The sequence below is a fragment of the Knoellia sp. 3-2P3 genome (assembly GCF_029223115.1).
In the GTDB taxonomy this organism is placed as follows: domain Bacteria; phylum Actinomycetota; class Actinomycetes; order Actinomycetales; family Dermatophilaceae; genus Pedococcus_A.
In genome coordinates this window covers 108,853-133,649 of the sequence record NZ_JARGZE010000004.1, presented here as the reverse complement: position 1 = coordinate 133,649, position 24,797 = coordinate 108,853, and the positions used below count along the sequence as shown (strand labels likewise).

The 24,797-nt window shown below is 68.4% G+C and carries 35 protein-coding genes and 1 pseudogene; 2 read left to right on the top strand and 34 right to left on the bottom strand.

What is annotated here, in order from left to right:
- Positions 1-94: 94 nt before the first annotated feature.
- From rplQ to infA, 7 genes are all read right to left on the bottom strand, one after another.
- A complete protein-coding gene (gene rplQ / locus P0Y31_RS13175) occupies positions 95-784 on the bottom strand; it encodes a 50S ribosomal protein L17 (protein ID WP_275870078.1) in 690 nt (229 codons plus the stop codon).
- Positions 785-822: 38 nt separating this feature from the next.
- Positions 823-1,857, bottom strand: coding sequence for a DNA-directed RNA polymerase subunit alpha (locus tag P0Y31_RS13170; protein ID WP_275804836.1), 1,035 nt, complete (start codon positions 1,855-1,857; stop codon positions 823-825).
- 153 nt (positions 1,858-2,010) lie between these two features.
- On the bottom strand, positions 2,011-2,619 hold the full coding sequence (gene rpsD / locus P0Y31_RS13165; protein ID WP_275804837.1) for a 30S ribosomal protein S4: 609 nt from the start codon (positions 2,617-2,619) through the stop codon (positions 2,011-2,013).
- A gap of 26 nt (positions 2,620-2,645) precedes the next feature.
- Positions 2,646-3,053: a 30S ribosomal protein S11 gene (gene rpsK, locus P0Y31_RS13160; RefSeq protein WP_091756329.1), complete on the bottom strand. Its 408-nt coding sequence runs from the start codon at positions 3,051-3,053 to the stop codon at positions 2,646-2,648.
- The gene (gene rpsM / locus P0Y31_RS13155; protein ID WP_091756331.1) at positions 3,053-3,430 is read right to left on the bottom strand and encodes a 30S ribosomal protein S13; all 378 of its coding nucleotides are present in this window, start codon (positions 3,428-3,430) and stop codon (positions 3,053-3,055) included. Before rpsM ends, rpsK begins: the two co-directional genes overlap by 1 nt.
- 226 nt (positions 3,431-3,656) lie before the next feature.
- Positions 3,657-3,770, bottom strand: coding sequence for a 50S ribosomal protein L36 (gene rpmJ, locus P0Y31_RS13150; RefSeq protein WP_010148647.1), 114 nt, complete (start codon positions 3,768-3,770; stop codon positions 3,657-3,659).
- Between the two features lie 62 nt (positions 3,771-3,832).
- The gene (gene infA, locus P0Y31_RS13145; RefSeq protein WP_006946284.1) at positions 3,833-4,054 is read right to left on the bottom strand and encodes a translation initiation factor IF-1; all 222 of its coding nucleotides are present in this window, start codon (positions 4,052-4,054) and stop codon (positions 3,833-3,835) included.
- Between the two features lie 211 nt (positions 4,055-4,265).
- On the opposite strand from infA, the gene P0Y31_RS13140 reads away from it, so the two are divergent.
- Positions 4,266-5,657, top strand: coding sequence for an FAD-binding oxidoreductase (locus tag P0Y31_RS13140; protein WP_275870076.1), 1,392 nt, complete (start codon positions 4,266-4,268; stop codon positions 5,655-5,657).
- Positions 5,658-5,675: 18 nt separating this feature from the next.
- Here the strand turns inward: P0Y31_RS13140 and map are convergent, their stop codons facing one another.
- The 25 genes and pseudogenes from map to P0Y31_RS13015 form a co-directional block, all read right to left on the bottom strand.
- Entirely contained in the window at positions 5,676-6,518 is an 843-nt protein-coding gene (gene map, locus P0Y31_RS13135) for a type I methionyl aminopeptidase (RefSeq protein WP_275870074.1), read from the bottom strand.
- Positions 6,518-7,093, bottom strand: a complete 576-nt coding sequence (locus P0Y31_RS13130) for an adenylate kinase (RefSeq protein WP_275870072.1) — start codon at positions 7,091-7,093, stop codon at positions 6,518-6,520. Before P0Y31_RS13130 ends, map begins: the two co-directional genes overlap by 1 nt.
- Positions 7,093-8,406 carry a preprotein translocase subunit SecY gene (gene secY, locus P0Y31_RS13125; protein WP_275870070.1) on the bottom strand — a complete coding sequence of 438 codons (1,314 nt, stop codon included), beginning with the start codon at positions 8,404-8,406 and terminating at the stop codon, positions 7,093-7,095. Before secY ends, P0Y31_RS13130 begins: the two co-directional genes overlap by 1 nt.
- A 222-nt stretch (positions 8,407-8,628) precedes the next feature.
- Positions 8,629-9,114: a 50S ribosomal protein L15 gene (rplO, locus tag P0Y31_RS13120; protein ID WP_275870068.1), complete on the bottom strand. Its 486-nt coding sequence runs from the start codon at positions 9,112-9,114 to the stop codon at positions 8,629-8,631.
- A gap of 2 nt (positions 9,115-9,116) precedes the next feature.
- Positions 9,117-9,299, bottom strand: a complete 183-nt coding sequence (gene rpmD / locus P0Y31_RS13115; protein WP_141789341.1) for a 50S ribosomal protein L30 — start codon at positions 9,297-9,299, stop codon at positions 9,117-9,119.
- A complete protein-coding gene (gene rpsE, locus P0Y31_RS13110; RefSeq protein WP_275804874.1) occupies positions 9,299-9,958 on the bottom strand; it encodes a 30S ribosomal protein S5 in 660 nt (219 codons plus the stop codon). Before rpsE ends, rpmD begins: the two co-directional genes overlap by 1 nt.
- Positions 9,959-9,998: 40 nt before the next feature.
- A complete protein-coding gene (gene rplR, locus P0Y31_RS13105; RefSeq protein WP_275804876.1) occupies positions 9,999-10,373 on the bottom strand; it encodes a 50S ribosomal protein L18 in 375 nt (124 codons plus the stop codon).
- 3 nt (positions 10,374-10,376) lie between these two features.
- Positions 10,377-10,913, bottom strand: a complete 537-nt coding sequence (rplF, locus tag P0Y31_RS13100; RefSeq protein ID WP_275804877.1) for a 50S ribosomal protein L6 — start codon at positions 10,911-10,913, stop codon at positions 10,377-10,379.
- Positions 10,914-10,925: 12 nt separating this feature from the next.
- Positions 10,926-11,324: a 30S ribosomal protein S8 gene (gene rpsH / locus P0Y31_RS13095; RefSeq protein WP_091756351.1), complete on the bottom strand. Its 399-nt coding sequence runs from the start codon at positions 11,322-11,324 to the stop codon at positions 10,926-10,928.
- Positions 11,325-11,405: 81 nt separating this feature from the next.
- On the bottom strand, positions 11,406-11,591 hold the full coding sequence (locus tag P0Y31_RS13090; protein ID WP_091756353.1) for a type Z 30S ribosomal protein S14: 186 nt from the start codon (positions 11,589-11,591) through the stop codon (positions 11,406-11,408).
- A 1-nt stretch (position 11,592) separates the two neighbouring features.
- Positions 11,593-12,168 carry a 50S ribosomal protein L5 gene (gene rplE / locus P0Y31_RS13085; protein WP_275804880.1) on the bottom strand — a complete coding sequence of 192 codons (576 nt, stop codon included), beginning with the start codon at positions 12,166-12,168 and terminating at the stop codon, positions 11,593-11,595.
- Positions 12,169-12,176: 8 nt separating this feature from the next.
- The gene (gene rplX, locus P0Y31_RS13080; RefSeq protein WP_275804881.1) at positions 12,177-12,527 is read right to left on the bottom strand and encodes a 50S ribosomal protein L24; all 351 of its coding nucleotides are present in this window, start codon (positions 12,525-12,527) and stop codon (positions 12,177-12,179) included.
- 2 nt (positions 12,528-12,529) lie between these two features.
- On the bottom strand, positions 12,530-12,898 hold the full coding sequence (rplN, locus tag P0Y31_RS13075; RefSeq protein ID WP_275804883.1) for a 50S ribosomal protein L14: 369 nt from the start codon (positions 12,896-12,898) through the stop codon (positions 12,530-12,532).
- Positions 12,899-13,037: 139 nt separating this feature from the next.
- Positions 13,038-13,331 carry a 30S ribosomal protein S17 gene (gene rpsQ, locus P0Y31_RS13070; protein WP_275804885.1) on the bottom strand — a complete coding sequence of 98 codons (294 nt, stop codon included), beginning with the start codon at positions 13,329-13,331 and terminating at the stop codon, positions 13,038-13,040.
- A gap of 23 nt (positions 13,332-13,354) precedes the next feature.
- Positions 13,355-13,561, bottom strand: a pseudogene (rpmC, locus tag P0Y31_RS13065) (50S ribosomal protein L29); the annotation flags it as partial.
- Entirely contained in the window at positions 13,561-13,980 is a 420-nt protein-coding gene (rplP, locus tag P0Y31_RS13060; RefSeq protein WP_275804889.1) for a 50S ribosomal protein L16, read from the bottom strand. The gene rplP and the pseudogene rpmC, both read right to left, overlap by 1 nt.
- A 1-nt stretch (position 13,981) precedes the next feature.
- Entirely contained in the window at positions 13,982-14,803 is an 822-nt protein-coding gene (gene rpsC / locus P0Y31_RS13055) for a 30S ribosomal protein S3 (RefSeq protein ID WP_275804891.1), read from the bottom strand.
- Positions 14,803-15,174, bottom strand: coding sequence for a 50S ribosomal protein L22 (gene rplV / locus P0Y31_RS13050; RefSeq protein ID WP_275807287.1), 372 nt, complete (start codon positions 15,172-15,174; stop codon positions 14,803-14,805). Before rplV ends, rpsC begins: the two co-directional genes overlap by 1 nt.
- A 32-nt stretch (positions 15,175-15,206) precedes the next feature.
- On the bottom strand, positions 15,207-15,488 hold the full coding sequence (rpsS, locus tag P0Y31_RS13045; protein WP_091756369.1) for a 30S ribosomal protein S19: 282 nt from the start codon (positions 15,486-15,488) through the stop codon (positions 15,207-15,209).
- Positions 15,489-15,506: 18 nt separating this feature from the next.
- The gene (gene rplB, locus P0Y31_RS13040) at positions 15,507-16,343 is read right to left on the bottom strand and encodes a 50S ribosomal protein L2 (RefSeq protein ID WP_275804894.1); all 837 of its coding nucleotides are present in this window, start codon (positions 16,341-16,343) and stop codon (positions 15,507-15,509) included.
- Positions 16,344-16,375: 32 nt separating this feature from the next.
- The gene (gene rplW, locus P0Y31_RS13035; protein ID WP_275804896.1) at positions 16,376-16,672 is read right to left on the bottom strand and encodes a 50S ribosomal protein L23; all 297 of its coding nucleotides are present in this window, start codon (positions 16,670-16,672) and stop codon (positions 16,376-16,378) included.
- The gene (rplD, locus tag P0Y31_RS13030) at positions 16,669-17,286 is read right to left on the bottom strand and encodes a 50S ribosomal protein L4 (RefSeq protein WP_275804898.1); all 618 of its coding nucleotides are present in this window, start codon (positions 17,284-17,286) and stop codon (positions 16,669-16,671) included. Before rplD ends, rplW begins: the two co-directional genes overlap by 4 nt.
- A gap of 5 nt (positions 17,287-17,291) precedes the next feature.
- Positions 17,292-17,948, bottom strand: a complete 657-nt coding sequence (gene rplC, locus P0Y31_RS13025; protein ID WP_275870065.1) for a 50S ribosomal protein L3 — start codon at positions 17,946-17,948, stop codon at positions 17,292-17,294.
- Between the two features lie 10 nt (positions 17,949-17,958).
- Positions 17,959-18,267 carry a 30S ribosomal protein S10 gene (gene rpsJ / locus P0Y31_RS13020; protein WP_009775966.1) on the bottom strand — a complete coding sequence of 103 codons (309 nt, stop codon included), beginning with the start codon at positions 18,265-18,267 and terminating at the stop codon, positions 17,959-17,961.
- 396 nt (positions 18,268-18,663) lie between these two features.
- Positions 18,664-19,770: a YihY/virulence factor BrkB family protein gene (locus P0Y31_RS13015; RefSeq protein WP_275870062.1), complete on the bottom strand. Its 1,107-nt coding sequence runs from the start codon at positions 19,768-19,770 to the stop codon at positions 18,664-18,666.
- 240 nt (positions 19,771-20,010) lie between these two features.
- Here P0Y31_RS13015 and P0Y31_RS13010 point away from each other — a divergent pair, with 240 nt between their 5' ends.
- Positions 20,011-21,210, top strand: coding sequence for an alpha-hydroxy-acid oxidizing protein (locus P0Y31_RS13010; protein ID WP_345803638.1), 1,200 nt, complete (start codon positions 20,011-20,013; stop codon positions 21,208-21,210).
- A gap of 81 nt (positions 21,211-21,291) precedes the next feature.
- On the opposite strand, the gene tuf is transcribed toward P0Y31_RS13010, so the two are convergent.
- Both tuf and fusA read right to left on the bottom strand, forming a co-directional pair.
- Complete coding sequence (gene tuf / locus P0Y31_RS13005; RefSeq protein ID WP_275804913.1) at positions 21,292-22,488, bottom strand: elongation factor Tu; 1,197 nt, start codon at positions 22,486-22,488, stop codon at positions 21,292-21,294.
- A 110-nt stretch (positions 22,489-22,598) separates the two neighbouring features.
- Positions 22,599-24,716, bottom strand: coding sequence for an elongation factor G (gene fusA / locus P0Y31_RS13000; RefSeq protein WP_275804915.1), 2,118 nt, complete (start codon positions 24,714-24,716; stop codon positions 22,599-22,601).
- Positions 24,717-24,797 lie beyond the last annotated feature (81 nt).

The following is a 24,797-nucleotide window of genomic DNA, read 5'->3' as shown; positions in this document are numbered from 1 at the left end:
CCCTGCACGGGCCGGCCCCTGAGAAGCGCGAAGGCCGCCCGCCCCCGGAGGGGACGAGCGGCCTTCGTCATGCTGGCCTGTCAGACCGAAGTGGTCAGGAGCCGGCCTTGGTGAAGCCAGCGGCCTCAGCGGCCTCGGCGGACTGGAACCAGACCTCGGCAACCGTCTGCTCGAACCACTGGCCGTCAGGCTCGTGGTACTTCATCGAGTTCATGTTGCCCTTGACGGTGTAGGCCTCGTCGGGGGACGAGCCGTCCTCGTTCGCGGCAACCGCGCCCTCGGGGATCTCGACGGCCGCAGCCTCGGTCTGCTCGACCTCGACCTCGACGACCTCCTCGTCCTTGGCCGGCTTCTCCGCCTTCTTCGCGTCCTTGGCGGCGCGCTTGGTGGCGGCCTCGGCCTCCTTGACGGTGGCCTTCTTGGCGAGGGGCTCGCGGACGAGCTCGATCACGGCCATGGGGGCGTTGTCGCCCTTGCGCGCACCGATCTTGGTGATGCGCGTGTAGCCGCCGGGACGCTCGGCCATGTCGGGCGCGATCTCGGTGAAGAGACGGTGCACGACACCCTTGTCACGGACGACGGTCATGACCCGACGACGGGCGTGCAGGTCACCGCGCTTGGCGAAGGTGACCAGACGCTCGGCGAGCGGGCGCAGCCGCTTGGCCTTGGCCTCGGTGGTGGTGATCGAGTCGTTCTCGAACAGCGAGGTGGCCAGGTTGGCCAGGATCAGCCGCTCGTGAGCCGGACCGCCGCCGAGACGGGGACCCTTGGTGGGGGTGGGCATGGTTCAGGTTCTCCTTGGATGGGGACCGACAGGGTCGGTCAGAGCTGCTCGTCCTCGGCGAACGACTGGTCGTCGTCGGCCGTCTCGTCGTAGTCGTCGCCGTAGGAGTCAGCGATCGCGCTCGGGTCGAACCCGGGCGGGCTGTCCTTGAGCGCCAGGCCCATGCCGACCAGCTTCGCCTTGACCTCGTCGATCGACTTCGCACCGAAGTTGCGGATGTCGAGCAGGTCGGCCTCGCTGCGGCTGACGAGCTCACCCACGGTGTGGATGCCCTCGCGCTTGAGGCAGTTGTACGAGCGGACGGTCAGGTCGAGGTCCTCGATCGGCAGCGCCAGGTCGGCGGCCAGGGCCGCGTCGGTCGGCGACGGGCCCATGTCGATGCCCTCGGCCTCGACGTTGAGCTCGCGGGCCAGGCCGAACAGCTCGACCAGGGTCTTGCCGGCGGAGGCCATCGCGTCGCGCGGGGCCATCGAGTTCTTCGTCTCGACGTCGACGATCAGCTTGTCGAAGTCGGTGCGCTGCTCGACACGGGTCGCCTCGACCTTGTAGGTCACGGCCAGGACCGGGCTGTAGATGGAGTCGACCGGGATGCGGCCGATCTCCTGGTCGCCGGACTTGTTCTGCGCGGCGGAGACGTAGCCGCGACCGCGCTCGACGGTCAGCTCCATCTCGACCTTGCCCTTGCCGTTCAGCGTGGCGATGTGCAGGTCGGGGTTGTGCACCTCGACACCCGCGGGCGGGGCGATGTCGGCGGCGGTGACGACGCCGGGGCCCTGCTTGCGCAGGTACATCACGACCGGCTCGTCGTGCTCGGAGGAGACGACCAGGCCCTTGATGTTGAGGATGATCTCGGTGACGTCCTCCTTGACCCCGGGGATCGTGGAGAACTCGTGCAGCACGCCGTCGACGCGGATGCTGGTCACCGACGCACCCGGGATGCTCGAGAGCAGGGTGCGGCGCAGGGAGTTGCCGAGCGTGTAGCCGAAGCCGGGCTCGAGGGGCTCGATGACGAAGCGGCTGCGGTTGTCCGCAACGACCTCTTCGCTGAGTGAGGGACGCTGTGCAATCAGCACGGTGATTCTTCCTTCCCACAGGCGACCGCTATTTGACGCCTTGTGAAAGTGCCGGTCCGACCGGCTGCCTGGCTGCCTCTGTCCGCAGACCAGACCAGTGGCGCTCGTATGCCGCGTGCGCGCGGGGCGCACGCGGCATACGCGCGGGGTGGGTCAGCTCTTGGAGTAGAGCTCGACGATGAGCTGCTCGGTGAGGATCGTGTCGATCTGCTCACGGACGGGCAGCTGGTGGATGAGGATCTGCAGCGAGCCGGGGACGACCTGCATCCAGGCCGGGACGGGACGCTCACCGTAGGTCTGGCGGGCCAGCTCGAACGGGAAGGTCTCGACCGACTGCTTGCGGACGGTGATGATGTCGTACTGCTCGACGCGGTAGGACGGGACGTCCACGCGCACGCCGTTGACCTCGAAGTGGCCGTGGGTCACGAGCTGGCGGGCCGCACGACGGGTGCGGGCCAGACCGGCGCGGTAGACCACGTTGTCCAGGCGGGACTCGAGGATCTGGAGCAGGTTGTCACCGGTCTTGCCCGAGCGGCGCGAGGCCTCCTCGTAGTAACCGCGGAACTGCTTCTCCATGACGCCGTAGGTGAAGCGGGCCTTCTGCTTCTCCTGCAGCTGGGTGAGGTACTCCTTCTCCTGCATCCGGCGACGGCCGTGCTGGCCGGGCGGGAAGGGACGGAGCTCGAAGTTCTTGTCGCCGCCGACGAGGTCGACCTTGAGGCGACGCGACTTCTTGGTGATGGGTCCGGTGTAACGGGCCATGAGTTCTTATCTACCTTTCCCGTTAGTCAGACGCGACGGCGCTTGGGCGGACGGACACCGTTGTGCGGCGAGGGCGTGACGTCGCTGATCGCGCCGACCTCGAGGCCGGTGGCGGTCAGGGAGCGGATGGCGGTCTCACGACCCGAACCCGGGCCCTTGACGAAGACGTCGACCTTGCGCATGCCGTGCTCCATCGCGCGGCGGGCGGCAGCCTCGGCGGCCATCTGCGCGGCGAACGGGGTGGACTTGCGCGAGCCCTTGAAGCCGACCTGGCCGGCAGAGGCCCACGAGATCACGGCGCCGGTGGGGTCCGTGATCGAGATGATGGTGTTGTTGAACGTGCTCTTGATGTGAGCGTGCCCGTGGGCGACGTTCTTCTTCTCCTTGCGGCGCACCTTCTTGGCGCCAGCCGCAGTACGGCTCTTGGGGGGCATTACTTACCAACCTTCTTCTTGCCGGCCACCGTGCGCTTGGGGCCCTTGCGGGTGCGGGCGTTGGTCTTGGTGCGCTGGCCGCGCACCGGGAGACCGCGGCGGTGGCGCAGCCCCTCGTAGGAGCCGATCTCGACCTTGCGGCGGATGTCGGCCTGGATCTCGCGACGGAGGTCACCCTCCATCTTGACGTTCGCGTCGAGGTAGTCGCGGAGCTTCACGAGCTCCTCGTCCCCGAGGTCGCGCACGCGGGTGTTCGGGTCGACGCCCGTGGCCGCGAGGGCTTCCTTGGAGGTGGTGCGACCCACCCCGAAGATGTAGGTGAGAGCGACCTCGACGCGCTTCTCGCGCGGCAGGTCGACACCAACAAGACGTGCCATCTTGTTCAGATTCCTTTGATCACTCGGAGGTCTGGAGCAGTACCAGTCCGGATGTCGTCCCTCACTCTGGTGTGGAGGGATCCGGTCCCCGGCCTCCGAGCCGGGGGTGACGTCCTGGGCCGACTCGACGGTCGGGCCGACAGGGGCCGGGTACTGCGGTCATTCACTTGTGTCGCGCTTCTTCGAAGAGATGCGTCTCGTGCGGGGCTGGGAGCCCGGTGGCTGCTCAGCCCTGGCGCTGCTTGTGGCGCAGGTTCTCGCAGATCACCATGACCCGGCCGTGGCGGCGGATCACCTTGCACTTGTCGCAGATCTTCTTGACGCTCGGCTGAACCTTCATTGCCTCTGCTGTCTATGTCGATCTGGCACCACCGCCCCGGGCGGGGCGGCAGGTCTTGCTCGTCAGCGGTAGCGGAAGACGATGCGGCCGCGGGTCAGGTCATAGGGGCTGAGCTCAACAACCACCCGGTCCTCGGGGAGGATCCGGATGTAGTGCTGACGCATCTTGCCCGAGATGTGAGCGAGAACCTTGTGACCGTTGGTGAGCTCCACGCGGAACATCGCGTTCGGCAGAGCCTCGACGATCGTGCCCTCGATCTCGATGACACCGTCCTTCTTCGCCATATCCTCCACAATCCGTGACTCGGCCCACCCCAGGATGGGACGGGCTCATGTGCACGACACGCGCGCATACGCATGCCGACGCACCAGTCTAGGGGAGACAGCCGCACTACACGAAATCCGGCGGACTGCGCCAGATGCACGATGACCTCGGCGTGGCGACGCAGAAGACTGCCCGAAGGCGCGCGACCACCACGCGTGTGAGGAGTCTGCCATGGGTGCCACCGATCCTGCCGCCCCCGCCGACGTCGCCAGCCTTCGCGAGAGGTTCGACGGCGCCGTGCTGCTGCCCACCGACCCGGGCTACGAGCAGGCCCGGGTGCTGTTCAACGCCATGATCGACCGGCGTCCGGCGGTCATCGCCCAGTGCGCCTCCCCCGACGACGTGGCCCGCTCCATCGGCTTCGCCCGCGGGCACGACCTCGACCTGTCGGTGCGCGGCGGCGGTCACGGCGTGGCGGGAACCGCGCTGGCCGAGGGTGGCCTCGTCGTCGACCTGCGGCGGATGTGCGCGGTCGACGTCGACCCCGAGGGGCGGACGGCCCGGGTCGGCGGGGGCGCCACCATGAGCCAACTGGACCGTGCCTGCCAGCCCTTCGACCTCGCGACGACCGGTGGGCGGGTCTCCACCACGGGTGTGGGCGGGTTCACCCTCGGCGGCGGCACCGGCTGGCTGGACCGCAAGTTCGGCCTGGCCTGCGACAACCTGCTCTCGGCCGAGCTGGTCACTGCGGCCGGCGAGCAGGTGGTGGCCAGCGACGCCGAGAACCCCGACCTCTTCTGGGCGCTGCACGGCGGGGGTGGCAACTTCGGTGTGGCCACGGCCCTGACCTTCCGGCTGCACGAGGTCCCGACGTCGACGCTGGCCCTGCTGATGTGGCGGCCCGAGGAGGCCGAGCAGGTGCTTCGCGCCGTGCGCGACCTCTTCGAGGGCGGCCCCGACGAGATCGGTGGTGGCGCCCTGTGGATGACCGCCCCCGAGGAGGAGTTCGTCCCGGCGGAGCTGGCGGGCCACCTGGTCTGCGCGGCAGTGGTGGTCTTCGTCGGCCCCGAGGAGGGCGCACGGGACGTCATCGCTCCCCTGCTGGCGCTGCGTCCCGGAGCCGAGCTGGTAGCCGAGATGCCGTACGCCGACCTGCAGTCCTCGATCGACGACCCGCCCGGCTACCGCAACTACTGGTCGGCCGAGCACCTGTCGGCCCTGCCCGACGAGGCCGTGGCGGCGTTCTGCCGGGTCTCGGAGCAGCTCATCAGCCCCGCACCGGCACAGTCGGCGCTGTTCGCGGGCGGTGGCGCAGCCGGCCGGGCCACCACGGACTACCCCATCCCCTGGCGCAGGGACCCCTGGACCGTGCACCCCTTCGGCCTGTGGGCCGACCCGGCCGACGACGAGCGGGTCATCGGCTGGACCCGCGAGCTGCGCTCAGCCGTGCGGCCGTGGGCCACCGGCGCCGTCTACCTCAACTTCATCGGCGACGAGGGCGCGGACCGCGTCAGGGCAGGGCTCGGTGAGGCGAACTTCGAGCGTCTGTCCGGCATCAAACAGGCGTGGGACCCCGACAACCTGTTCCGGCGCAACCACAACATCGCTCCCGTGCCCGTCTGAGGGCGGCGGGCCAGAGCGTCAGGACAGGGGGGCGTATGCCGCTCCGGCGGCTTCGAGCCGGCCCTTGCCGCCGTCGAGGGCGGTGAGGACCCACAGGCCATCGTCGGTGACGGCGACCGAGTTCTCCCAGTGCGCCGCACGGGAGCCGTCGGTGGTCACCACGGTCCACTCGTCGCCCAGCACGTGGGTGTCGGCGGTGCCCAGGGTGACCATCGGCTCGATGGCGACGGTGACCCCGGAGCGCACGGTCGGGCCCTTGTCCCGCACCCGGTAGTTCGGGACCTGCGGCTCCTGGTGCATCTCGGTGCCGATGCCGTGCCCGACGTAGTCCTCGACGATCCCGTACTCGCGGGCGTCGCGCTCCCCCGCGGCGGTGATGCTGTCCTCGACAGCCGCGCCGACGGCATACAGCGGCTGGCCCACGGCCAGCGCGGCGATGCCGGCCCACATCGAGTCCTCGGTGGCGTCGATGAGGGCGAGGTCCTCGGGCCGACCGGCCTCACGGCCGCCGACGATCACCGAGATCGCGGCGTCGCCGTGCCAGCCGTCGACGACGGCTCCGCAGTCGATCGAGAGCAGGTCGCCCTCGTGGAGCACCCGGGCGCCCGGGATGCCGTGGACCACCTCGTTGTTGACCGACGTGCAGAGGGTGTGCCGGTAGCCGGGGACGCCCTTGAACGACGGGGTCGCACCGCTGCCCAGGATGTGCTCCTCGGCGAGCTCGTCGAGCTGGAGGGTGGTCATTCCCGGCCGCACGGTCTGCGCCAGCAGCTGGAGGGTCTGTCCGACCACCAGACCGGCGCGCCTCATGAGCGCGATCTGGTCGGGCGTCTTGGTGTCGATGCGGGACCTGCCGAACATCAGGGGCGCCGCGCTCCCTCGAGGGCGTCGTCGATGCGGCGGGTGACCTCGTCGACCTCACCCATCCCGTCGACCTGCACGAGCAGGCCGCGCCCGGCGTAGACGTCCGCCAGGGGCGCGGTCTCACGGCGGTAGATGACCTGCCGCTCGCGGATGACCTCCTCCGTGTCGTCGGCGCGGCCCTCGATCTCGGCGCGCTTGAGCAGGCGCTGGACCACGGCGTCCTCGTCGACGGTCAGCTCGAGCACGGCGTCGAGCGCGTGGCCGTCCTCGGCCAGCATCGCGTCGAGGGCGTCGACCTGGGCCAGCGTGCGGGGGTAGCCGTCGAGCAGGAACCCCTGCGAGGCGTCGTCCTGGTGCAGGCGGTCGCGCACGATGGCGTTGGTGATCTCGTCGGTGACGTAGCCGCCCGAGGCCAGGATGTGCTTGACCTGCATGCCGAGCTCGGTCTCGTTCTTGATGTTGGCCCGGAAGATGTCGCCGGTGGAGATGGCGGGTATGCCGTGGCCGGCGGCGACACGGGTGGCCTGGGTGCCCTTTCCGGCACCGGGGGGACCGAGGATGATCAGACGCATCAGCGGAGGAACCCTTCGTAGTGACGCTGCTGCAGCTGGGACTCGATCTGCTTCACGGTCTCCAGACCAACCCCGACGATGATCAGGATTGACGTGCCACCGAACGGGAAGTTCTGGTTGGCGCCGACGAGCACCAGGGCAATCAGCGGGATCAGCGAGATGAGGGCCAGGTAGATGGCCCCGGGGACCGTGATGCGGGTGATCACGTAGTCCAGGTACTCCGCCGTGGGTCGCCCGGCGCGGATGCCTGGGATGAAGCCGCCGTACTTCTTCATGTTGTCGGCGACCTCGGTGGGGTTGAACGTGATCGACACGTAGAAGAACGTGAAGAACAGGATCAGACCGATGTAGATGACCATGTAGATCGGCTTGTCACCGGTGACCAGGTTCTGGTCGATCCAGGTGACCCACCCGGGCTGGTCGCCCGTCGCGGAGCGGTTGAACTGCGCGATGAGGGTGGGCAGGGCGAGCAGCGAGCTGGCGAAGATGACCGGGATGACGCCGGCCATGTTGACCTTGAGCGGGATGTAGGTGGAGGTGCCGCCGTACATCTGGCGCCCCACCTGCCGCTTGGCGTACTGCACCGGGATGCGGCGCTGGCTCTGCTCGACGAACACGACGAGCGCGATGATGAGGAAGCCGAGCAGGATGACGCCGAGGAAGATGTCCCAGCGTCCGTCGCGCTGCTGGATGGCCCACAGCGAGCCGGGGAAGGTCGCGGCGATCGAGGTGAAGATCAGCAGCGACATGCCGTTGCCGATGCCCTTGTCGGTGACGAGCTCGCCCAGCCACATCACCAGGCCGGTGCCGGCGGTCATGGTGAGCACCATGATGACCAGCGTCGGGATGGAGTCGTCGGGCAGGATGCTCGTGCAGGTCGGGCCGAACAGGCTCTGGGGGTTCTGCGCGAAGGTGATCAGCGTCGAGGACTGCAGGACCGCCAGGCCGATGGTCAGGTAGCGGGTGTACTGCGTCATCTTCGCCTGGCCCTGCTGGCCCTCCTTCTTGAGGGCCTCGAACCGCGGGATCACCACGGTGAGCAGCTGCACGATGATGCTCGCGGTGATGTACGGCATGATCCCGAGCGCGAAGATCGACAGCTGCAGGAGCGCGCCGCCGCTGAAGAGGTTGGCCAGGCCCAGCACGCCGGTGGTGGTCGGCGCCTCCTTGATGCACTGCTGGACGGCGGTGTAGCTGACGCCGGGGACGGGCACCAGGCTGCCGAGCCGGAAGACCGTGAGGATCGCGAGGGTGAACAGCAGCTTCTTGCGCAGGTCCGGCGTCTTGAACGCTCGGGTGAAGGCGGTGAGCACTGGTCCTCCTGGGTGGTGCGGGGCTCCCCCGCGGGTGTGGCTGGTGTGGCTGGGCGATCTCTGTGGTGCGGTCGGGGCTGCGCGCGCTTCGGCTGCGCAGCCCACGGAACGATACCCCGCCCCCGTCGCCGGGGACTCTACCGCTCCTGCGAAGAGCCCCGGGAGCCGGGCACGAGGCCCGGCGCCCGGGGCGTCAGGTGTTGCTGGGGTGCTGCTGGTCGCTCAGGCCGAGGTGACCGAGCCGCCGGCGGCCTCGATCTTGTCCTTGGCCGTGGCCGAGAACTTGTCAGCGGTGACGTTCACCTTGACGGTGATCTCGCCGGTGCCGAGCACCTTGACCGGCTGGCCTGCACGCACGGCACCCTTGGCCGCGAGGTCGGCGGCGGTCACGTCGCCACCCTCGGGGTACAGGGCCGAGATGCGGTCGAGGTTCACGACCTGGTACTGCACCTTGAACGGGTTCTTGAACCCGCGCAGCTTGGGCAGGCGCATGTGGAGCGGCATGGCGCCACCCTCGAAGCGCTCCGGAACCTGGTAGCGGGCCTTGGTGCCCTTGGTGCCACGACCGGCGGTCTTGCCCTTGGAGCCCTCACCGCGACCCACACGGGTCTTCGCGGTCTTGGCGCCCGGGGCGGGACGCAGGTGGTGCACCTTCAGGGCCGCACCCTCCGCCTTCGCGGCGGTGTCGGCTGCCTTCTTGGTAGCCATGGTCAGTCAACCTCCTCGACGGTGACGAGGTGCGTCACCGTGCGGACCATCCCGCGGATCTCGGGGCGGTCCTCCTTGACGACGACGTCGCCGATGCGCTTCAGACCGAGGCTGCGCAGGGTGTCGCGCTGGTTCTGCTTGCCACCGATCTCGGAACGGGTCTGGGTCACCTTCAGACGAGCCATCACGCACCAGCCTTCGCGGCGGCAGCAGCCTCGCGGCCGGCAGCCTGGGCGCGCAGCATCGCGGCCGGCGCGACCTCGTCCAGCGGCAGGCCGCGGCGAGCGGCGACGGCCTCGGGACGCTCGAGGCCACGAAGGGCCTCGACGGTCGCGTGGACGATGTTGATGGCGTTGCTGGAGCCGAGCGACTTGCTGAGCACGTCGTGGATGCCGGCGCACTCGAGCACGGCGCGCACCGGACCACCGGCGATGACACCGGTACCGGGAGCGGCCGGGCGCAGCATGACCACGCCGGCGGCGGCCTCACCCTGCACGGGGTGCGGGATGGTGCCCTGGATGCGCGGGACCTTGAAGAACTGCTTCTTGGCCTCCTCTACACCCTTGGCGATGGCCGCGGGCACCTCCTTCGCCTTGCCGTAGCCGACACCCACGGTGCCGTCGCCGTCGCCGACCACCACGAGGGCGGTGAAGCTGAAGCGGCGGCCACCCTTGACGACCTTGGCAACGCGGTTGATGGTCACCACGCGCTCGACGTAGGCGTTCTTCTCGGCCTGGTCGCGGCCGCCGTCACGACGGCTGTCGCGACGGTCGCGGCGGTCACCGCGCTCGCCACGGGCGTTGTCGCCAGCGGCTCCAGTGCCTCGACGCTGGGGTCCGGGCATCAGATGTTCCTCATCTCGACGATTGCGTTCTGGTTCTGGCTCACAGCGACAGCCCACCCTCGCGGGCGCCGTCGGCGATGGCGGCGATGCGGCCGTGGTACTTGTTGCCGCCACGGTCGAAGACGACGGCCTCGACGCCGGCGCTCTTGGCGCGCTCCGCGAGGAGCTCACCGACGCGACGCGCCTTGGCGGTCTTGTCACCCTCGAACGCGCGCAGGTCCGCCTCCATGGTGGAGGCCGAGGCCACGGTCTTGCCGACCGTGTCGTCGACGATCTGCACGAAGACGTGGCGCGAGGAGCGCGACACGACCAGGCGCGGACGCAGCGCGGTGCCGGACACCTTCTTGCGGACGCGCAGGTGGCGACGTCCGCGCGCAGCGGACTTGCCCTTGGCTCGCTTGACGATCATTGCCATGGCTTACTTACCAGCCTTTCCGACCTTGCGGCGGATGTGCTCGCCCGCGTACCGCACGCCCTTGCCCTTGTACGGGTCGGGCTTGCGGAGCTTGCGGATGTTTGCGGCAACCTCGCCAACCAGCTGCTTGTCGATGCCCTGGACCGAGAAACGGGTCGGGGTCTCGACAGCAAAGGAGATGCCCTCGGGGGCCTCCACGGTGATGGGGTGCGAGTAGCCGAGGGCGAACTCGAGGTTCCCGCCCTTGTTGGCCACGCGGTAACCCGTGCCGTGGATCTCCATCTTCTTCTCGTAGCCCTCGGTGACACCGAGGACCATGTTGTTGATGAGCGAGCGGGTCAGGCCGTGCAGAGCACGGGACTGGCGCTCGTCGTTCGGGCGCTTGACCTCGAGGGTGTCATCCGCCTTCTCGACCGTGATCGGCTCGGCCACGACGTGCGTGAGCTCGCCCTTGGGGCCCTTCACCGTGACGGCCTGGCCGTCGATGGCGATGTCGACACCGCTCGGGACGGCGACAGGAAGTCGTCCAATACGCGACATGTCGAATACCCCTTACCAGACGTAGGCGAGGACTTCCCCGCCCACACCCTTGGAAGCCGCCTGACGGTCCGTGAGGAGGCCAGACGACGTGGAAATGATGGCCACACCGAGGCCGCCGAGGACCTTGGGCAGGTTCGTGGACTTGGCGTACACACGCAGACCGGGCTTGGACACCCGGCGCACGCCCGCGATGGAGCGCTCGCGGTTCGGGCCGTACTTCAGCTCGATGGTCAGCGTCTTGCCGACCTCGGCGTCCTCGACCTTCCAGCCGGCGATGTAACCCTCGGCCTGCAGGATCTCGGCGATGTGGGACTTCAGCTTGGAAAACGGCATGGAGACTGCGTCGTGGTGCGCCGAGTTGGCGTTCCGGACGCGGGTCAGCATGTCCGCAATCGGGTCAGTCATGGTCATGGGCTTCTCCGCCCTCTCTCACCGCGGTTTCACTGCTGATGCGCAGCGACCTGCGATGTAGATGGATCAAACGGTGGGGGTTTACCAGGAGCTCTTGGTGATGCCGGGCAGCTCGCCGCGGTGCGCCATCTCGCGAAGGCAGACACGGCACAGGCCGAACTTGCGGTACACCGAGTGCGGCCGGCCGCAGCGCTGGCAGCGCGTGTAGGCGCGGACCTTGAACTTCGGCGTCTTGTTGGCCTTGTTGATCAGTGCGGTCTTGGCCATGTCAGTTCTCCTTGAAGGGGAAGCCGAGCGCCTTGAGCAGGGCGCGGCCCTCGTCGTCGTTGCTGGCACTGGTCACCACGGTGATGTCCATGCCACGCACGCGGTCGATCCGGTCCTGGTCGATCTCGTGGAACATCGACTGCTCGTTGAGACCGAAGGTGTAGTTGCCCCGACCGTCGAACTGCTTCGGCGACAGGCCGCGGAAGTCGCGGATGCGCGGCAGCGCGATGGAGACGAGGCGGTCGAGGAACTCCCACATCCGGTCGCCACGCAGCGTGGTGTGCGCGCCGATCGGCATGCCCTCGCGCAGCTTGAACTGCGCGATGGACTTGCGGGCCTTGGTCACGACCGGCTTCTGTCCGGTGATGGCGGTCAGGTCGCGGACCGCGCCCTCGATGAGCTTGGCGTCACGGGCGGCGTCGCCGACACCCATGTTGACGACGACCTTGACGACGCCGGGCACCTGCATGACGTTCTCGTAGCCGAACTGCTCACGCAGCTGGCCCTTGATCTCGTCCGCGTAGCGCTGCTTCAGGCGCGGCTTCGCCGCTGCGGAAATCTCAGTCTGAGTGGTCATAGCTTCTCTCACAGGTCCTTGCCCGAGCGCACGCCGACGCGGGTGCGGGAGGCCTTCTGGCGGCCGTCGCGCTCGACGGTCTCGACGCGGGTCTTGATCCGGGTCGGCTTCTTGTCCTCCGGGTCGACCACGGCCACGTTGCTCACGTGGATCGGGGCCTCCTGGACCACGAGGCCACCGGTGCGCGAGCCACGCGCGGTCTGGCCGGCCTTGGTGTGCCGGGTCACGCGGTTGACGCCCTCGACCAGCACGCGCTGGGTGTCGGGGTACACGGCGATGACCTTGCCCTGCTTGGACTTGTCCTTGCCCGAGAGGACCTGGACGAGGTCGCCCTTCTTGATCTTCATCTTCTCAGCCATGCTCAGAGCACCTCCGGCGCCAGCGAGATGATCTTCATGAACTTCTTCTCACGCAGCTCGCGGCCGACCGGGCCGAAGATGCGCGTGCCACGAGGGTCGCCGTCACCCTTGAGGATGACCGCGGCGTTCTCGTCGAACTTGATGTAGGAACCGTCCTGGCGGCGACGCTCCTTGGCGGTCCGCACGATGACGGCCTTGACGACGTCGCCCTTCTTGACGTTGCCGCCCGGGATGGCGTCCTTGACGGTGGCGACGATGACGTCACCGATGCCGGCGTAACGACGACCGGAGCCGCCGAGAACACGGATGCAAAGGATCTCCTTGGCACCGGTGTTGTCGGCGACGCGCAGTCGCGACTCCTGCTGGATCACTGTCTAACTCCTGTCGTCGAGCTGGTTCTCACCGGGTGCTCCCCCGGCTGAGCCTGGCCGAACTGTGGGTGGTCTGTTTCGGTCGCGCGCGGCATACCAGTGCGATCCGGTATGCCGCGTGCGGCCTGGTCGTGCTCGCTTACTTGGCCTTCTCGAGGATCTCCACCACGCGCCAGCGCTTGGTGGCCGAGAGCGGGCGGGTCTCCATGATCAGGACGCGGTCGCCGATGCCGGCTGCGTTCTGCTCGTCGTGGGCCTTGACCTTGCTGCTGCGCCGCATGACCTTGCCGTAGAGCGCGTGCTTGACGCGGTCCTCGACCTCGACCACGACGGTCTTGTCCATCTTGTCGCTGACGACGTAGCCCTGGCGGGTCTTGCGGTAGTTGCGGTCCGCAGCTGCCTTCACGGCCTCATCCTTCGTGTTCTCGCTCATGCCTGCTCCTCGCGGCCGATGTTGAGCTCGCGCTCACGCATCTCGGTGTAGATCCGCGCGATGTCCTTGCGGACGGCGCGCAGACGGCCGTGGTTGTCCAGCTGGCCGGTGGCCGACTGGAAACGGAGGTTGAACAGCTCCTCCTTGGCCTTGCGGAGCTCGTCGACCAGACGGTCGTCGTCGAAACCACGCAGGTTCTGCGACGTCAGGTCCTTGGAACCGACTGCCATCAGAAGTCACCACCCTCACGCCGGACGAAGCGGCACTTCATCGGCAGCTTGTGCATCGCCAGGCGCAGGGCCTCGCGAGCGATCTCCTCGGAAACACCGGAGATCTCGAACATGACGCGGCCCGGCTTGACGTTGGCGATCCACCACTCCGGCGAGCCCTTACCGGAACCCATGCGGGTCTCAGCCGGCTTCTTGGTGAGCGGGCGGTCCGGGTAGATGTTGATCCAGACCTTTCCGCCACGCTTCATGTAACGGGTCATCGCGATACGAGCGGACTCGATCTGACGGTTGGTGACGTAGGCGGGCTCGAGGGCCTGGATGCCGTAGTCGCCGAACGCGATCTTCGTGCCACCCTTCGCAGCGCCCGAGCGACCCGGGTGGTGCTGCTTGCGGTGCTTGACTCGACGAGGAATCAACATGTCAGGACTCTCCCTCAGTGCTCGCCGGGGCCTGAGCCTCGGCAGCCTCGGTCACCGGCGCCTCGGCCGCGGGGGCCTCGGCAGCGGGACGCTCGCGACGGGCGCGTGCCGGACGGTCGGCGCCGTCACGACGCGGGCCACGCGACGGGCGCGGGGCAGCGGCCTGCTGCTGCGCCAGCTCGCGGGCGGTGACGTCGCCCTTGTAGATCCACACCTTCACGCCGATGCGGCCGAAGGTGGTGCGGGCCTCGTAGAAGCCGTAGTCGATGTTCGCACGGAGGGTGTGCAGCGGCACGCGACCCTCGCGGTAGAACTCGGTGCGCGACATCTCAGCACCGCCGAGGCGGCCGGAGACCTGGACACGGATGCCCTTGGCGCCGGCGCGGGTGGCGGACTGCATGCCCTTGCGCATCGCGCGACGGAACGACACGCGAGCCGAGAGCTGCTCGGCGATGCCCTGGGCGACCAGCTGGGCGTCGACCTCGGGGTTCTTCACCTCGAGGATGTTCAGCTGCACCTGCTTGCCCGTGAGCTTCTCCAGCTCACCGCGGATGCGGTCGGCCTCGGCGCCGCGGCGGCCGATGACGATGCCCGGACGCGCGGTGTGGATGTCGACGCGGACGCGGTCGCGGGTGCGCTCGATCTCCACGCGGGAGATGCCGGCGCGCTCCATGCCCTCGGACATGAGCTTGCGGATCGCCACGTCTTCCTTGACGTAGTCGCGGTAGCGCTGGCCCTCCTTGGTGGAGTCAGCGAACCAGCGGCTCTTGTGCTCGGTGGTGATGCCCAGACGGAAGCCGTGCGGGTTGACCTTCTGGCCCATTAGCGGTTGCCTCCCTTGGACTTCTGGTTCGGGGCGACGACCACGGTGATGTGGCTCGTGCGCTTGTTGATGCGGGCGGCCCGGCCCTGGGCGCGAGGACGGAACCGCTTCATCGTCGGGCCCTCGTCCACGAAGGCCTCGCTGATGACGAGGTTGCGCTCGTCGAACGCCTCGGAGGCCGCGTCGGCCTTGACCCGTGCGTTGGCAATGGCGCTCTGCAGCACCTTCCGGACCGGGTCGGACGCGGCCTGCGGCGCGAACTGCAGCACCGCGACGGCCTCGACGGCCTGCTTGCCGCGGATCAGGTCCACGATGCGGCGGGCCTTCATCGGCGTGACGCGCACGTGGCGCGCGACAGCCTTGGCTTCCATCACGTTGTCCTTGTTCTCGGTGGAGGCGGCCATCAGCGGCGACGCCCCTTCTTGTCGTCCTTCACGTGACCCTTGAACGTGCGGGTCGGTGCGAACTCGCCGAGCTTGTGGCCGACCATCGACTCGGTCACGAAGACCGGGACGTGCTTGCGGCCGTCGTGCACGGCAAGGGTGTGACCCAGCATGTCCGGCGAGATCACCGAACGACGCGACCAGGTCTTGATGACGTTCTTGCTGCCCGCTTCGTTCTGAGCGTCCACCTTCTTCTGAAGGTGGTCGTCGATGAAGGGGCCCTTCTTCAAGCTACGAGGCATGTTTCTTCAGGCTCCTACTCAGCGCTTCTTGCCAGTACGACGGCGGCGAACGATCAGCTTGTCGCTCGGCTTGCCGGGGCGGCGGGTCCGGCCCTCAGGCTGGCCCCAGGGGCTGACCGGGTGGCGACCACCGGAGGTCTTGCCCTCACCACCACCGTGCGGGTGGTCGACCGGGTTCATGGCGACACCACGGACGGTCGGGCGCTTGCCCTTCCAGCGCATGCGGCCGGCCTTGCCCCAGTTGATGTTGGACTGCTCGGCGTTGCCCACCTCGCCGACCGTGGCGCGGCAGCGCAGGTCGACGTTGCGGATCTCGCCGGACGGCATGCGCAGCTGGGCGTAGGGGCCGTCCTTGGCGACGAGCTGGACGCGCACACCTGCCGAACGGGCGATCTTCGCGCCGCCACCGGGCTTGAGCTCGACGGCGTGGATGACCGTACCGGTCGGGATGTTGCGCAGCGGCAGGCTGTTGCCCGGCTTGATGTCGGCGCCCGCGCCGTTCTCGATCATGTCGCCCTGGCGCAGCTTGTTCGGCGCGAGGATGTAGCGCTTCTCGCCGTCGGCGTAGTGCAGCAGCGCGATGCGGGCGGTGCGGTTGGGGTCGTACTCGATGTGAGCGACCTTGGCCGGCACGCCGTCCTTGTCGTGGCGGCGGAAGTCGATGACGCGGTAGGCACGCTTGTGGCCACCACCGATGTGACGAGTGGTGATGCGGCCGTTGCTGTTGCGCCCACCGCTCTTGGTCAGCGGACGGACCAGCGACTTCTCCGGCGTGGAGCGCGTGACCTCGACGAAGTCGGCGACGCTCGAGCCGCGCCGGCCTGGCGTCGTCGGCTTGTACTTACGGATACCCATGTCTTAGTTCCTCAGTTCCTCAAGCGTTCTCGTCAGGCGCCCGCACCGAAGATGTCGATCGAGCCCTCGCGGAGGGTGACGATCGCGCGCTTGGTGTCCTTGCGCTTGCCGAGGCCGAACCGCGTGCGGCGGGTCTTGCCCGGACGGTTCAGGGTGTTGACCGAGTCGACCTTGACGCCGAACACACGCTCGACCGCGATCTTGATCTCGGTCTTGTTCGCCCGCGGGTCCACGATGAAGGTGTACTTGCCCTCGTCGAGGAGGCCGTACGACTTCTCCGAGACGACCGGCGCGATCAGGATGTCGCGGGGGTCCTTGTGAGCGCTCACTTGGCCTCCTCCTTGTCAGCCTTGGCCGGCCCCGCCACGAAGGCGTCGAGGGCGGCCTGGGTGAAGACGACGTCGTCGGCGCAGAGCACGTCGTAGGTGTTCAGCTGGTCGGCCACGAGGACGTGGACGTCGGCCAGGTTGCGCACCGACTTGAACGAGACCTCGTCGTCGCGGGTCAGCACGACGAGCAGGTTCTTGCGCTCGGTCAAGCCGGACAGGAGCGCCAGCGCGTCCTTGGCGGACGGGGCGTCACCGGTGACCAGCGAGTCGACGACGTGGATGCGGCCGTGGCGGGCCCGGTCGGAGAGGGCTCCGCGCAGGGCGGCAGCCTTCATCTTCTTGGGGGTGCGCTGGGCGTAGTCGCGCGGCTGCGGGCCGTGGACCACGCCACCACCGGCGAACTGGGGCGCACGGGTCGAGCCCTGGCGGGCGCGGCCGGTGCCCTTCTGGCGGTAGGGCTTGCGGCCACCGCCGCGGACCTCGCCGCGGGTCTTGGTGGAGTGCGTGCCCTGACGCGCGGCAGCGAGCTGCGCCACGACGACCTGGTGGATCAGGGGGACGTTGACCTGGACGTCGAAGATCTCGGCGGGCAGGTTCTTCTCAGCAGTAGGCATCAGGCTCAGGCTCCCTTGGCAGCCGTGCGAACCAGGACCAGGCCGCCGCGGGGGCCGGGGACGGCACCCTTGACGAGCAGCAGACCCTTCTCCGCGTCCACGGCGTGGATGGTGAGGTTCTGGGTGGTCTGGCGCACGCCGCCCATGCGGCCGGCCATGCGCATGCCCTTGAAGACGCGACCCGGGGTGGCGCAGCCACCGATCGAGCCCGGCTTGCGGTGGTTGCGGTGCGCGCCGTGCGAGGCGGAGACACCCTTGAAGCCGTGACGCTTCATGACACCGGCGAAGCCCTTGCCCTTGGTGGTGCCGGTGACGTCGATCTCCTGGCCGGCCTCGAAGAGCTCGGCGGTGATCTCCTGGCCCAGGGTGTACTCGCCCGCGTCGGCGGTGCGCAGCTCGACGAGGTGGCGGCGCGGGGTCACACCGGCCTTCTCGAAGTGGCCGCCCATCGGCTTGTTGACCTTGCGCGGGTCGATCGCGCCGTAGGCGATCTGGACCGCGGCGTAGCCGTCGGTGCCGGCGTCGCGCACCTGGGTGACGACGCAGGGGCCGGCCTTGATCACGGTCACGGGGACGAGCCGGTTGTCGGCGTCCCAGACCTGGGTCATGCCCAGCTTCTCGCCGAGCACGCCCTTCACCGTCTTGGTAGCAGTCGTGGTCATGTCGTCAGCCTCAGAGCTTGATCTCGATGTTGACGTCAGCCGGAAGGTCGAGTCGCATCAGCGAGTCGACGGCCTTCGGCGTCGGGTCGATGATGTCAATCAGGCGCTTGTGGGTTCGCATCTCGAAGTGCTCGCGGCTGTCCTTGTACTTGTGGGGCGAGCGGATGACCACGAAGACGTTCTTCTCCGTGGGCAGCGGCACGGGGCCGACCACCGTCGCGCCAGCACGGGTCACCGTGTCGACAATCTTGCGCGCCGAGTTGTCGATGACCTCGTGGTCATACGACTTCAAGCGGATGCGGATCTTCTGTCCCGCCATCTCCGTTACGTCTCTCTCTCGCCGTACAGCTTGCATGTGGCCGGCTCACGGATCTCCGACCCCCGCGGTCGGGTGTGTCGCACCCGCTTCGCGGCCCGACGACAGGCGTTCTCACGCATATCGTGCGGCTTTCTCGGATATCCGGCGGAGCCGGGGCTTGCGCTTCCCTGGAGTGTCGCCCCGGGCTGCGTCAGCAGCGCCGGTTCGAGTCGTGTCACCGGGGTGGCGGCGCTGACATGGGTCAGCAACGCGCGACAAGCAACCGGACCAGTGTGCCAGAGCATCGGCGACCTACCAAATCGGGTCGGGAGCCCCCGGCATACCCGCTCGCGTGGCGCGTCGCGCGGCCCCTGGGCGGGCGGCACGGCGACGACATCGTATGCCGGGTGGCGGACGTCAGCGCTCCTGTGCCCCGTTGTGAGCGCCGTTGTGGGCGCCGTTGTGGGCGCCGTTGCGCTGGGCCTCTTCGCGCAGCCGCCGGCCCTCCTCGACCTTCTCCTGGAGCTTCTCGGCCTTCTTGTCCGAGGCCCGGGTGTCCCGTGGCGGCAGCTGGATGGTCTCCTCGGCCTCGATGCCCGCCTGCAGCTCGCGGGAGCGCTCGAGCTCGGCGTCGACCTCGGCCCCGAAGAGCAGCGCCAGGTTCGTGATCCACAGCCACAGCAGGAAGACGATGACGCCGGCGAGCGAGCCGTAGGTCTTGTTGTAGGAGCCGAAGTTGGCGACGTAGAAGCCAAAGGCGACCGACGCCAGCAACCACACGAGAATCGCGATGGCGGCGCCGACGCTCATCCAGCGGAACTTCGGCTGCCTGACGTTGGGGGTGGCGTAGTAGAGCACGGCGACCAGGACGATGACGATGGCCAGCATCACCGGCCACTTCGCGATGCCCCACACAGTGACGGCCGTGTCGCCGAGACCGATGACGTCGCCGATGGACCGCGCGAGCGGCCCGCTCACGACGAGGCCGATGAGCAGCAGCGCGACCAGGATGATGCCCGCCAGGGTCAGCAGCAGCTGCAGCGGGCGCAGCTTCCACACCGGGCGGCCCTCGTCGATCTGGTAGATGCGGTTCATCGCCCGGCCGAAGGCGCCGATGTAGCCGGATGCGGACCAGATGGCGCCGACGATTCCGAAGACGAACGCGAAACCCGCCGCCTGGGTGCGGGTCATCTGCTCGATCGGGCCCTGGAGGGCGTCGGCGGCGCTCCCCTGTCCCAGCTGGCGCACGATGTCGAGCAGGGCCTCGGTCGTCGACTGCCCCTGGCCGAAGACGCCGAGCAGCGAGACCAGGGCCAGCATCGCCGGGAAGATCGCCAGCACGGCGTAGTAGGTCAGGGCCGCGGCGAGGTCGGTGCACTGGTCGCGGCCGAACTCCATCCAGGCCTTCTTGGCGGTGTAGGTCCAGGCCGGCTTGACCAGGTCGGACGGCGAACCGGGCTTGCGGTCGTCGTCCTCGTGCGGTGCGGTCCGCGCCTTCTCGACGCTGGCGCCTTCGCGAGCCATCGCCGGCTCCTTTCGGTGCAGTGATCCTTGTGGGGAGATGTCGCCCTCCTCGACTCTAGGTACCCCGTCCGCAGGCTGCGCGTCGGGCGATACTGGGGCCGGACACCGGCACCACGGCGGCACGCGGCGGGAGCGACGATGACGAGCACGAGCAGGCCTGCGGTTGGCCCGGGGCCGGGGCGGACCCGGCAGGGCGAGGTCTACCGGGCGGGGGTGCTGGGGCGCCGGCCCAGGGTGCCCGTGGACACGGCAGCGCTGGAGCGGCGTGCCCGCTCGGTGATGTCGGAGCGGGCCTGGGCCTACGTCAGCGGCGGTGCCGGAGCCGGGCTGACCATGGCCGCCAACCGTGCCGCCTTCGCGCGCTGGTCGATCGTGCCCCGGATGCTGCCCGGCTCCGTCCGGCGGGACCTCGGCGTCGAGCTGTTCGGCCGGGCCCTGCCCACTCCCCTGGTCCTGTCGCCGGTCGGTGCGGCCGCCGTGGCCCGAAGGGACAGCGACACGCTGGCCGCCGCTGCGGCCTCCTCGCTCGACATCCCCTTCGTCATCTCCAGCCAGGGCTGCAGCCCCATGGAGGACGTCGCGGCGGCCATGGGCCAGGGCCCGCGCTGGTACCAGCTCTACTGGAGCACCGACGAGCAGCTCGTCGACAGCATGGTCGCCCGGGCCGAGGCCATCGGGTCCGACGCGCTCGTCGTCACCGTGGACACCACCACGCTCGGCTGGCGACCGCTGGACCTCGGCCTGGGCAGCCTGCCCTTCACCCGGGGCATCGGCATCGCGCAGTACACCTCCGACCCCCGCTTCCGCCAGATCGTCGCCGAGCGGCTCGCCGTACCTCGCGGGCCGGCTGCACCCGTGCGACCCACGCCCGCGGCCTTGCGCTCGCTGCTCTCCATCACCCGGCAACACCCGGGCCGGTTCCGCGACAACCTGCGCTCGCCGGTCCCCCGTGCCGCGGTCGAGGCCTTCCTCGACCTCTACTCGAACCCGGGCCTGAGCTGGGACGACCTCGCGACGCTGCGCCACCGCACGCGGCTGCCCTTGCTGGTCAAGGGAGTGCTGCACCCCGACGACGCCCGCCGGGCGGTGGAGGCCGGCGCCAGCGGGGTCGTCGTCTCCAACCACGGCGGGCGCCAGGTCGACGGTGCGCTCGCCTCCCTCGACGCCCTGCCGGCGGTCCGCGAGGCCGTCGGCCCGGACACGGTGGTCGTGCTCGACAGCGGCGTGCGCACCGGGGCCGACGTGCTCAAGGCGCTGGCCCTCGGCGCCGACGCGGTCGGCATCGGGCGGCCCTGGGTCTACGGCCTGGCGGTCGCCGGGCAGGAGGGAGTCCGCGAGGTGCTGGCCAACCTCGTCGCCGAGCTCGAGCTCACGATGGGCCTGAGCGGGGTGGCGTCGGTGCGGGACATCGCGCCCGACCTCCTCACGACCGGCCCCTGAGCGCCGCGGGCACGCAGGGACGCCGAAGGCCCCGCAGCCGAAGCTGCGGGGCCTTCAGTGTGGTGCTCGAGGAGCGTCAGGTCACTTGGTGATCTTGGTGACGCGGCCGGCGCCGACGGTGCGGCCACCCTCGCGGATCGCGAACTTGAGGCCCTCCTCCATGGCGATCGGCTGGATGAGCTCGACCTTCATCTCGGTGTTGTCACCGGGCATGACCATCTCGGTGCCCTCGGGCAGGTGGACAACGCCGGTCACGTCAGTCGTACGGAAGTAGAACTGCGGACGGTAGTTGTCGTAGAACGGCGTGTGACGGCCGCCCTCGTCCTTGGACAGGATGTAGACGTTCGCCTCGAACTCGGTGTGCGGGGTGATCGAGCCCGGCTTGCAGATGACCTGCCCGCGCTCGACGTCCTCGCGCTTGGTGCCGCGCAGGAGCAGGCCGACGTTCTCGCCCGCACGACCCTCGTCGAGGAGCTTGCGGAACATCTCGATGCCGGTCGCGGTGGTCTTGGCCGGCGGGCCGGTGTGGATGCCGACGATCTCGACCTCCTCGTTGACCTTGAGGACACCGCGCTCGATGCGGCCGGTGACGACGGTGCCACGACCGGTGATCGTGAAGACGTCCTCGACGGGCATGAGGAACGGCTTGTCGATCTCGCGCTCCGGCTCCGGGATGGACTCGTCGACCGCGTCCATGAGGTCGAGCACGGACTTGCCCCACTCGGCGTCGCCCTCGAGGGCCTTGAGCGCCGAGACCTTGACGACCGGCAGGTCGTCGCCCGGGAACTCGTAGGCCGAGAGCAGCTCACGGACCTCCATCTCGACGAGCTCGAGGATCTCCTCGTCGTCGACCATGTCGGCCTTGTTGAGCGCCACGACGATGTAGGGGACGCCGACCTGGCGGGCCAGGAGGACGTGCTCCTTCGTCTGGGGCATCGGGCCGTCGGTGGCGGCGACCACGAGGATCGCGCCGTCCATCTGCGCCGCACCCGTGATCATGTTCTTCACGTAGTCGGCGTGGCCCGGGCAGTCGACGTGAGCGTAGTGACGCTTCTCCGTCTGGTACTCGATGTGCGCGATGGAGATGGTGATACCGCGCTGCTTCTCCTCGGGCGCCTTGTCGATGTCCTCGAACGCGAACTGCGGGTTCAGGTCCGGGTACTTGTCGTGCAGGACCTTGGAGATCGCTGCCGTCAGCGTCGTCTTACCGTGGTCGATGTGACCGATGGTGCCGATGTTGACGTGCGGCTTAGTCCGCTCGAACTTTGCCTTCGCCACTGGTGGTCCTCCTCAGGACTGTTTTGTGTTACGCCGTACGACCAGGCAGGACGTGGCGCCGTTTGTGGGTGGTGTAACTGAATCGCGGTGTGCGACCGGCATCCTACCGGTCACTCACCCCGGGTCTTCTTGATGATCTCCTCGGCGACGGCCTTGGGGACCTCGGCGTAGGAGTCGAACTCCATCGAGAAGCTCGCCCGGCCCTGCGTCTTGGAGCGCAGGTCGCCGACGTAGCCGAACATCTCGGACAGCGGGACCAGGCCGCGCACGACCTTGGCACCCGAGATGTCCTCCATGCCCTGGATCTGGCCACGGCGGGAGTTGATGTCGCCGATGACGTCGCCCATGTAGTCCTCGGGCGTACGCACCTCGACGGCCATCATCGGCTCGAGCAGAACGGGGTCCGCCTTGCGGACGGCCTCCTTCAGCGCCATCGAGCCGGCGATCTTGAACGCCATCTCCGAGGAGTCGACGTCGTGGTAGGCACCGTCGACCAGGGTGGCCTTGATGCCGACCATCGGGTAACCGGCCAGCACGCCGTACTGCATGGCGTCCTGGATGCCGGCATCCACCGACGGGATGTACTCGCGCGGGACGCGACCACCGGTGACCGCGTTGTTGAACTCGTACAGCTCGCCGGACTCCTGGGCCTCCAGGGGCTCGATGGTGACCTGCACCTTCGCGAACTGGCCGGAGCCACCGGTCTGCTTCTTGTGGGTGTAGTCGTACTTCTCGACGGCCCTGCGGATCGTCTCGCGGTACGCCACCTGAGGCTTGCCGACGTTGGCCTCGACCTTGAACTCCCGCTTCATGCGGTCGACGAGGATGTCGAGGTGGAGCTCGCCCATGCCGGCGATGATCGTCTGGCCGGTCTCCTCGTCGAGGTGCACCTGGAAGGTGGGGTCCTCGGCGGAGAGCTTCTGGATGGCCGTCGACAGCTTCTCCTGGTCGCCCTTGGTCTTGGGCTCGATGGCGACCTGGATCACCGGGTCCGGGAAGGTCATCGACTCGAGCACGATCTGCTCGTTCGGGTCGCTCAGGGTGTCACCGGTGGTGGTGTCCTTGAGGCCGATCGCAGCGTAGATGTGGCCGGCGAGGGCCTCCTCGACCGGGTTCTCCTTGTTGGCGTGCATCTGGAAAAGCTTGCCGATGCGCTCCTTCTTGCCCTTGGTCGTGTTGACGACCTGCGAGCCCGCGGCGACGCGGCCGGAGTAGACCCGGATGAAGGTGAGGGTGCCGAAGAACGGGTGCGAGGCGACCTTGAAGGCCAGCGCCGAGAACGGCGCGTCCTTGCTGGGCTCGCGGGTCATCTCGACGTCCTCGTGGCCGGGCTTGTGACCCTTCATGGCCTCGACGTCGAGCGGCGACGGCAGGTAGTCGACGACCGCGTCGAGCATCGGCTGCACACCGCGGTTCTTGAACGCGGAGCCGCACAGCACCGGGTAGAGCTCGGAGTTGACCGTCAGCTTGCGGATGCCGGCCTTGAGCTCCTCGGGGGTCAGCTCCTCGCCGCCGAGGTACTTCTCCATGAGGGCGTCGTCGGACTCGGCCACACGCTCGACGAGGTGGTGGCGGTACTCCTCGACCTTCTCGAGCATGTCGGCCGGGATGTCCTGGATCTCGTACTTGGCGCCCATGGTGACGTCACCCTTGGCGTCGCCGGGCCACACGAGGGCTCGACGGTAGATCAGGTCGACGACACCGATGAAGTCGTTCTCGGCACCGATCGGCAGCTGCAGCACGAGCGGCTCGGCGCCGAGGCGGTCCTTGATGGTCTGCACGGTGAAGTAGAAGTCCGCGCCGAGCTTGTCCATCTTGTTGACGAACGCGATGCGGGGGACGTCGTACTTGTCGGCCTGGCGCCACACGGTCTCGGACTGGGGCTCCACGCCCTCCTTGCCGTCGAACACCGCGACGGCGCCGTCGAGCACACGCAGCGAGCGCTCGACCTCGACGGTGAAGTCGACGTGGCCGGGCGTGTCGATGATGTTGATCTGGGTGCCCTCCCAGAAGGAGGTGACCGCGGCAGACGTGATCGTGATGCCGCGCTCCTTCTCCTGCTCCATCCAGTCGGTGGTGGAGGCGCCGTCGTGGGTCTCGCCCATCTTCCGGTTGACACCGGTGTAGAAGAGGATGCGCTCAGTCGTCGTCGTCTTGCCGGCGTCGATGTGCGCCATGATGCCGATGTTGCGGACCTTGGTCAGGTCCGTCAGGACGTCGAGTGCCACTCGTTTATCTCATCTCGCTCGTTGCGGAAGTGCGTTCGTTCTGTCGCAGCGCGTATGCCGTGCGAACGGCCTTTCAGCTGC

What these genes read in the sequence shown, in the direction of transcription:
- rplQ (WP_275870078.1), bottom strand. Translation starts at nt 784, where the DNA reads ATGCCCACCCCCACCAAGGGTCCCCGTCTCGGCGGCGGTCCGGCTCAC.
- rpsD (WP_275804837.1), bottom strand. Translation starts at nt 2,619, where the DNA reads ATGGCCCGTTACACCGGACCCATCACCAAGAAGTCGCGTCGCCTCAAG.
- rpsK (WP_091756329.1), bottom strand. Translation starts at nt 3,053, where the DNA reads ATGCCCCCCAAGAGCCGTACTGCGGCTGGCGCCAAGAAGGTGCGCCGC.
- rpsM (WP_091756331.1), bottom strand. Translation starts at nt 3,430, where the DNA reads ATGGCACGTCTTGTTGGTGTCGACCTGCCGCGCGAGAAGCGCGTCGAG.
- rpmJ (WP_010148647.1), bottom strand. Translation starts at nt 3,770, where the DNA reads ATGAAGGTTCAGCCGAGCGTCAAGAAGATCTGCGACAAGTGCAAGGTG.
- infA (WP_006946284.1), bottom strand. Translation starts at nt 4,054, where the DNA reads ATGGCGAAGAAGGACGGTGTCATCGAGATCGAGGGCACGATCGTCGAG.
- P0Y31_RS13140 (WP_275870076.1), top strand. Translation starts at nt 4,266, where the DNA reads ATGGGTGCCACCGATCCTGCCGCCCCCGCCGACGTCGCCAGCCTTCGC.
- map (WP_275870074.1), bottom strand. Translation starts at nt 6,518, where the DNA reads ATGTTCGGCAGGTCCCGCATCGACACCAAGACGCCCGACCAGATCGCG.
- P0Y31_RS13130 (WP_275870072.1), bottom strand. Translation starts at nt 7,093, where the DNA reads ATGCGTCTGATCATCCTCGGTCCCCCCGGTGCCGGAAAGGGCACCCAG.
- rplO (WP_275870068.1), bottom strand. Translation starts at nt 9,114, where the DNA reads ATGGCTACCAAGAAGGCAGCCGACACCGCCGCGAAGGCGGAGGGTGCG.
- rpmD (WP_141789341.1), bottom strand. Translation starts at nt 9,299, where the DNA reads ATGGCTCGTCTGAAGGTGACCCAGACCCGTTCCGAGATCGGTGGCAAG.
- rpsE (WP_275804874.1), bottom strand. Translation starts at nt 9,958, where the DNA reads ATGCCCGGACCCCAGCGTCGAGGCACTGGAGCCGCTGGCGACAACGCC.
- rplR (WP_275804876.1), bottom strand. Translation starts at nt 10,373, where the DNA reads ATGGCAATGATCGTCAAGCGAGCCAAGGGCAAGTCCGCTGCGCGCGGA.
- rplF (WP_275804877.1), bottom strand. Translation starts at nt 10,913, where the DNA reads ATGTCGCGTATTGGACGACTTCCTGTCGCCGTCCCGAGCGGTGTCGAC.
- rpsH (WP_091756351.1), bottom strand. Translation starts at nt 11,324, where the DNA reads ATGACCATGACTGACCCGATTGCGGACATGCTGACCCGCGTCCGGAAC.
- P0Y31_RS13090 (WP_091756353.1), bottom strand. Translation starts at nt 11,591, where the DNA reads ATGGCCAAGACCGCACTGATCAACAAGGCCAACAAGACGCCGAAGTTC.
- rplE (WP_275804880.1), bottom strand. Translation starts at nt 12,168, where the DNA reads ATGACCACTCAGACTGAGATTTCCGCAGCGGCGAAGCCGCGCCTGAAG.
- rplX (WP_275804881.1), bottom strand. Translation starts at nt 12,527, where the DNA reads ATGGCTGAGAAGATGAAGATCAAGAAGGGCGACCTCGTCCAGGTCCTC.
- rpsQ (WP_275804885.1), bottom strand. Translation starts at nt 13,331, where the DNA reads ATGAGCGAGAACACGAAGGATGAGGCCGTGAAGGCAGCTGCGGACCGC.
- rplP (WP_275804889.1), bottom strand. Translation starts at nt 13,980, where the DNA reads ATGTTGATTCCTCGTCGAGTCAAGCACCGCAAGCAGCACCACCCGGGT.
- rpsC (WP_275804891.1), bottom strand. Translation starts at nt 14,803, where the DNA reads ATGGGCCAGAAGGTCAACCCGCACGGCTTCCGTCTGGGCATCACCACC.
- rplV (WP_275807287.1), bottom strand. Translation starts at nt 15,174, where the DNA reads ATGGAAGCCAAGGCTGTCGCGCGCCACGTGCGCGTCACGCCGATGAAG.
- rpsS (WP_091756369.1), bottom strand. Translation starts at nt 15,488, where the DNA reads ATGCCTCGTAGCTTGAAGAAGGGCCCCTTCATCGACGACCACCTTCAG.
- rplB (WP_275804894.1), bottom strand. Translation starts at nt 16,343, where the DNA reads ATGGGTATCCGTAAGTACAAGCCGACGACGCCAGGCCGGCGCGGCTCG.
- rplD (WP_275804898.1), bottom strand. Translation starts at nt 17,286, where the DNA reads ATGCCTACTGCTGAGAAGAACCTGCCCGCCGAGATCTTCGACGTCCAG.
- rplC (WP_275870065.1), bottom strand. Translation starts at nt 17,948, where the DNA reads ATGACCACGACTGCTACCAAGACGGTGAAGGGCGTGCTCGGCGAGAAG.
- rpsJ (WP_009775966.1), bottom strand. Translation starts at nt 18,267, where the DNA reads ATGGCGGGACAGAAGATCCGCATCCGCTTGAAGTCGTATGACCACGAG.
- P0Y31_RS13015 (WP_275870062.1), bottom strand. Translation starts at nt 19,770, where the DNA reads ATGGCTCGCGAAGGCGCCAGCGTCGAGAAGGCGCGGACCGCACCGCAC.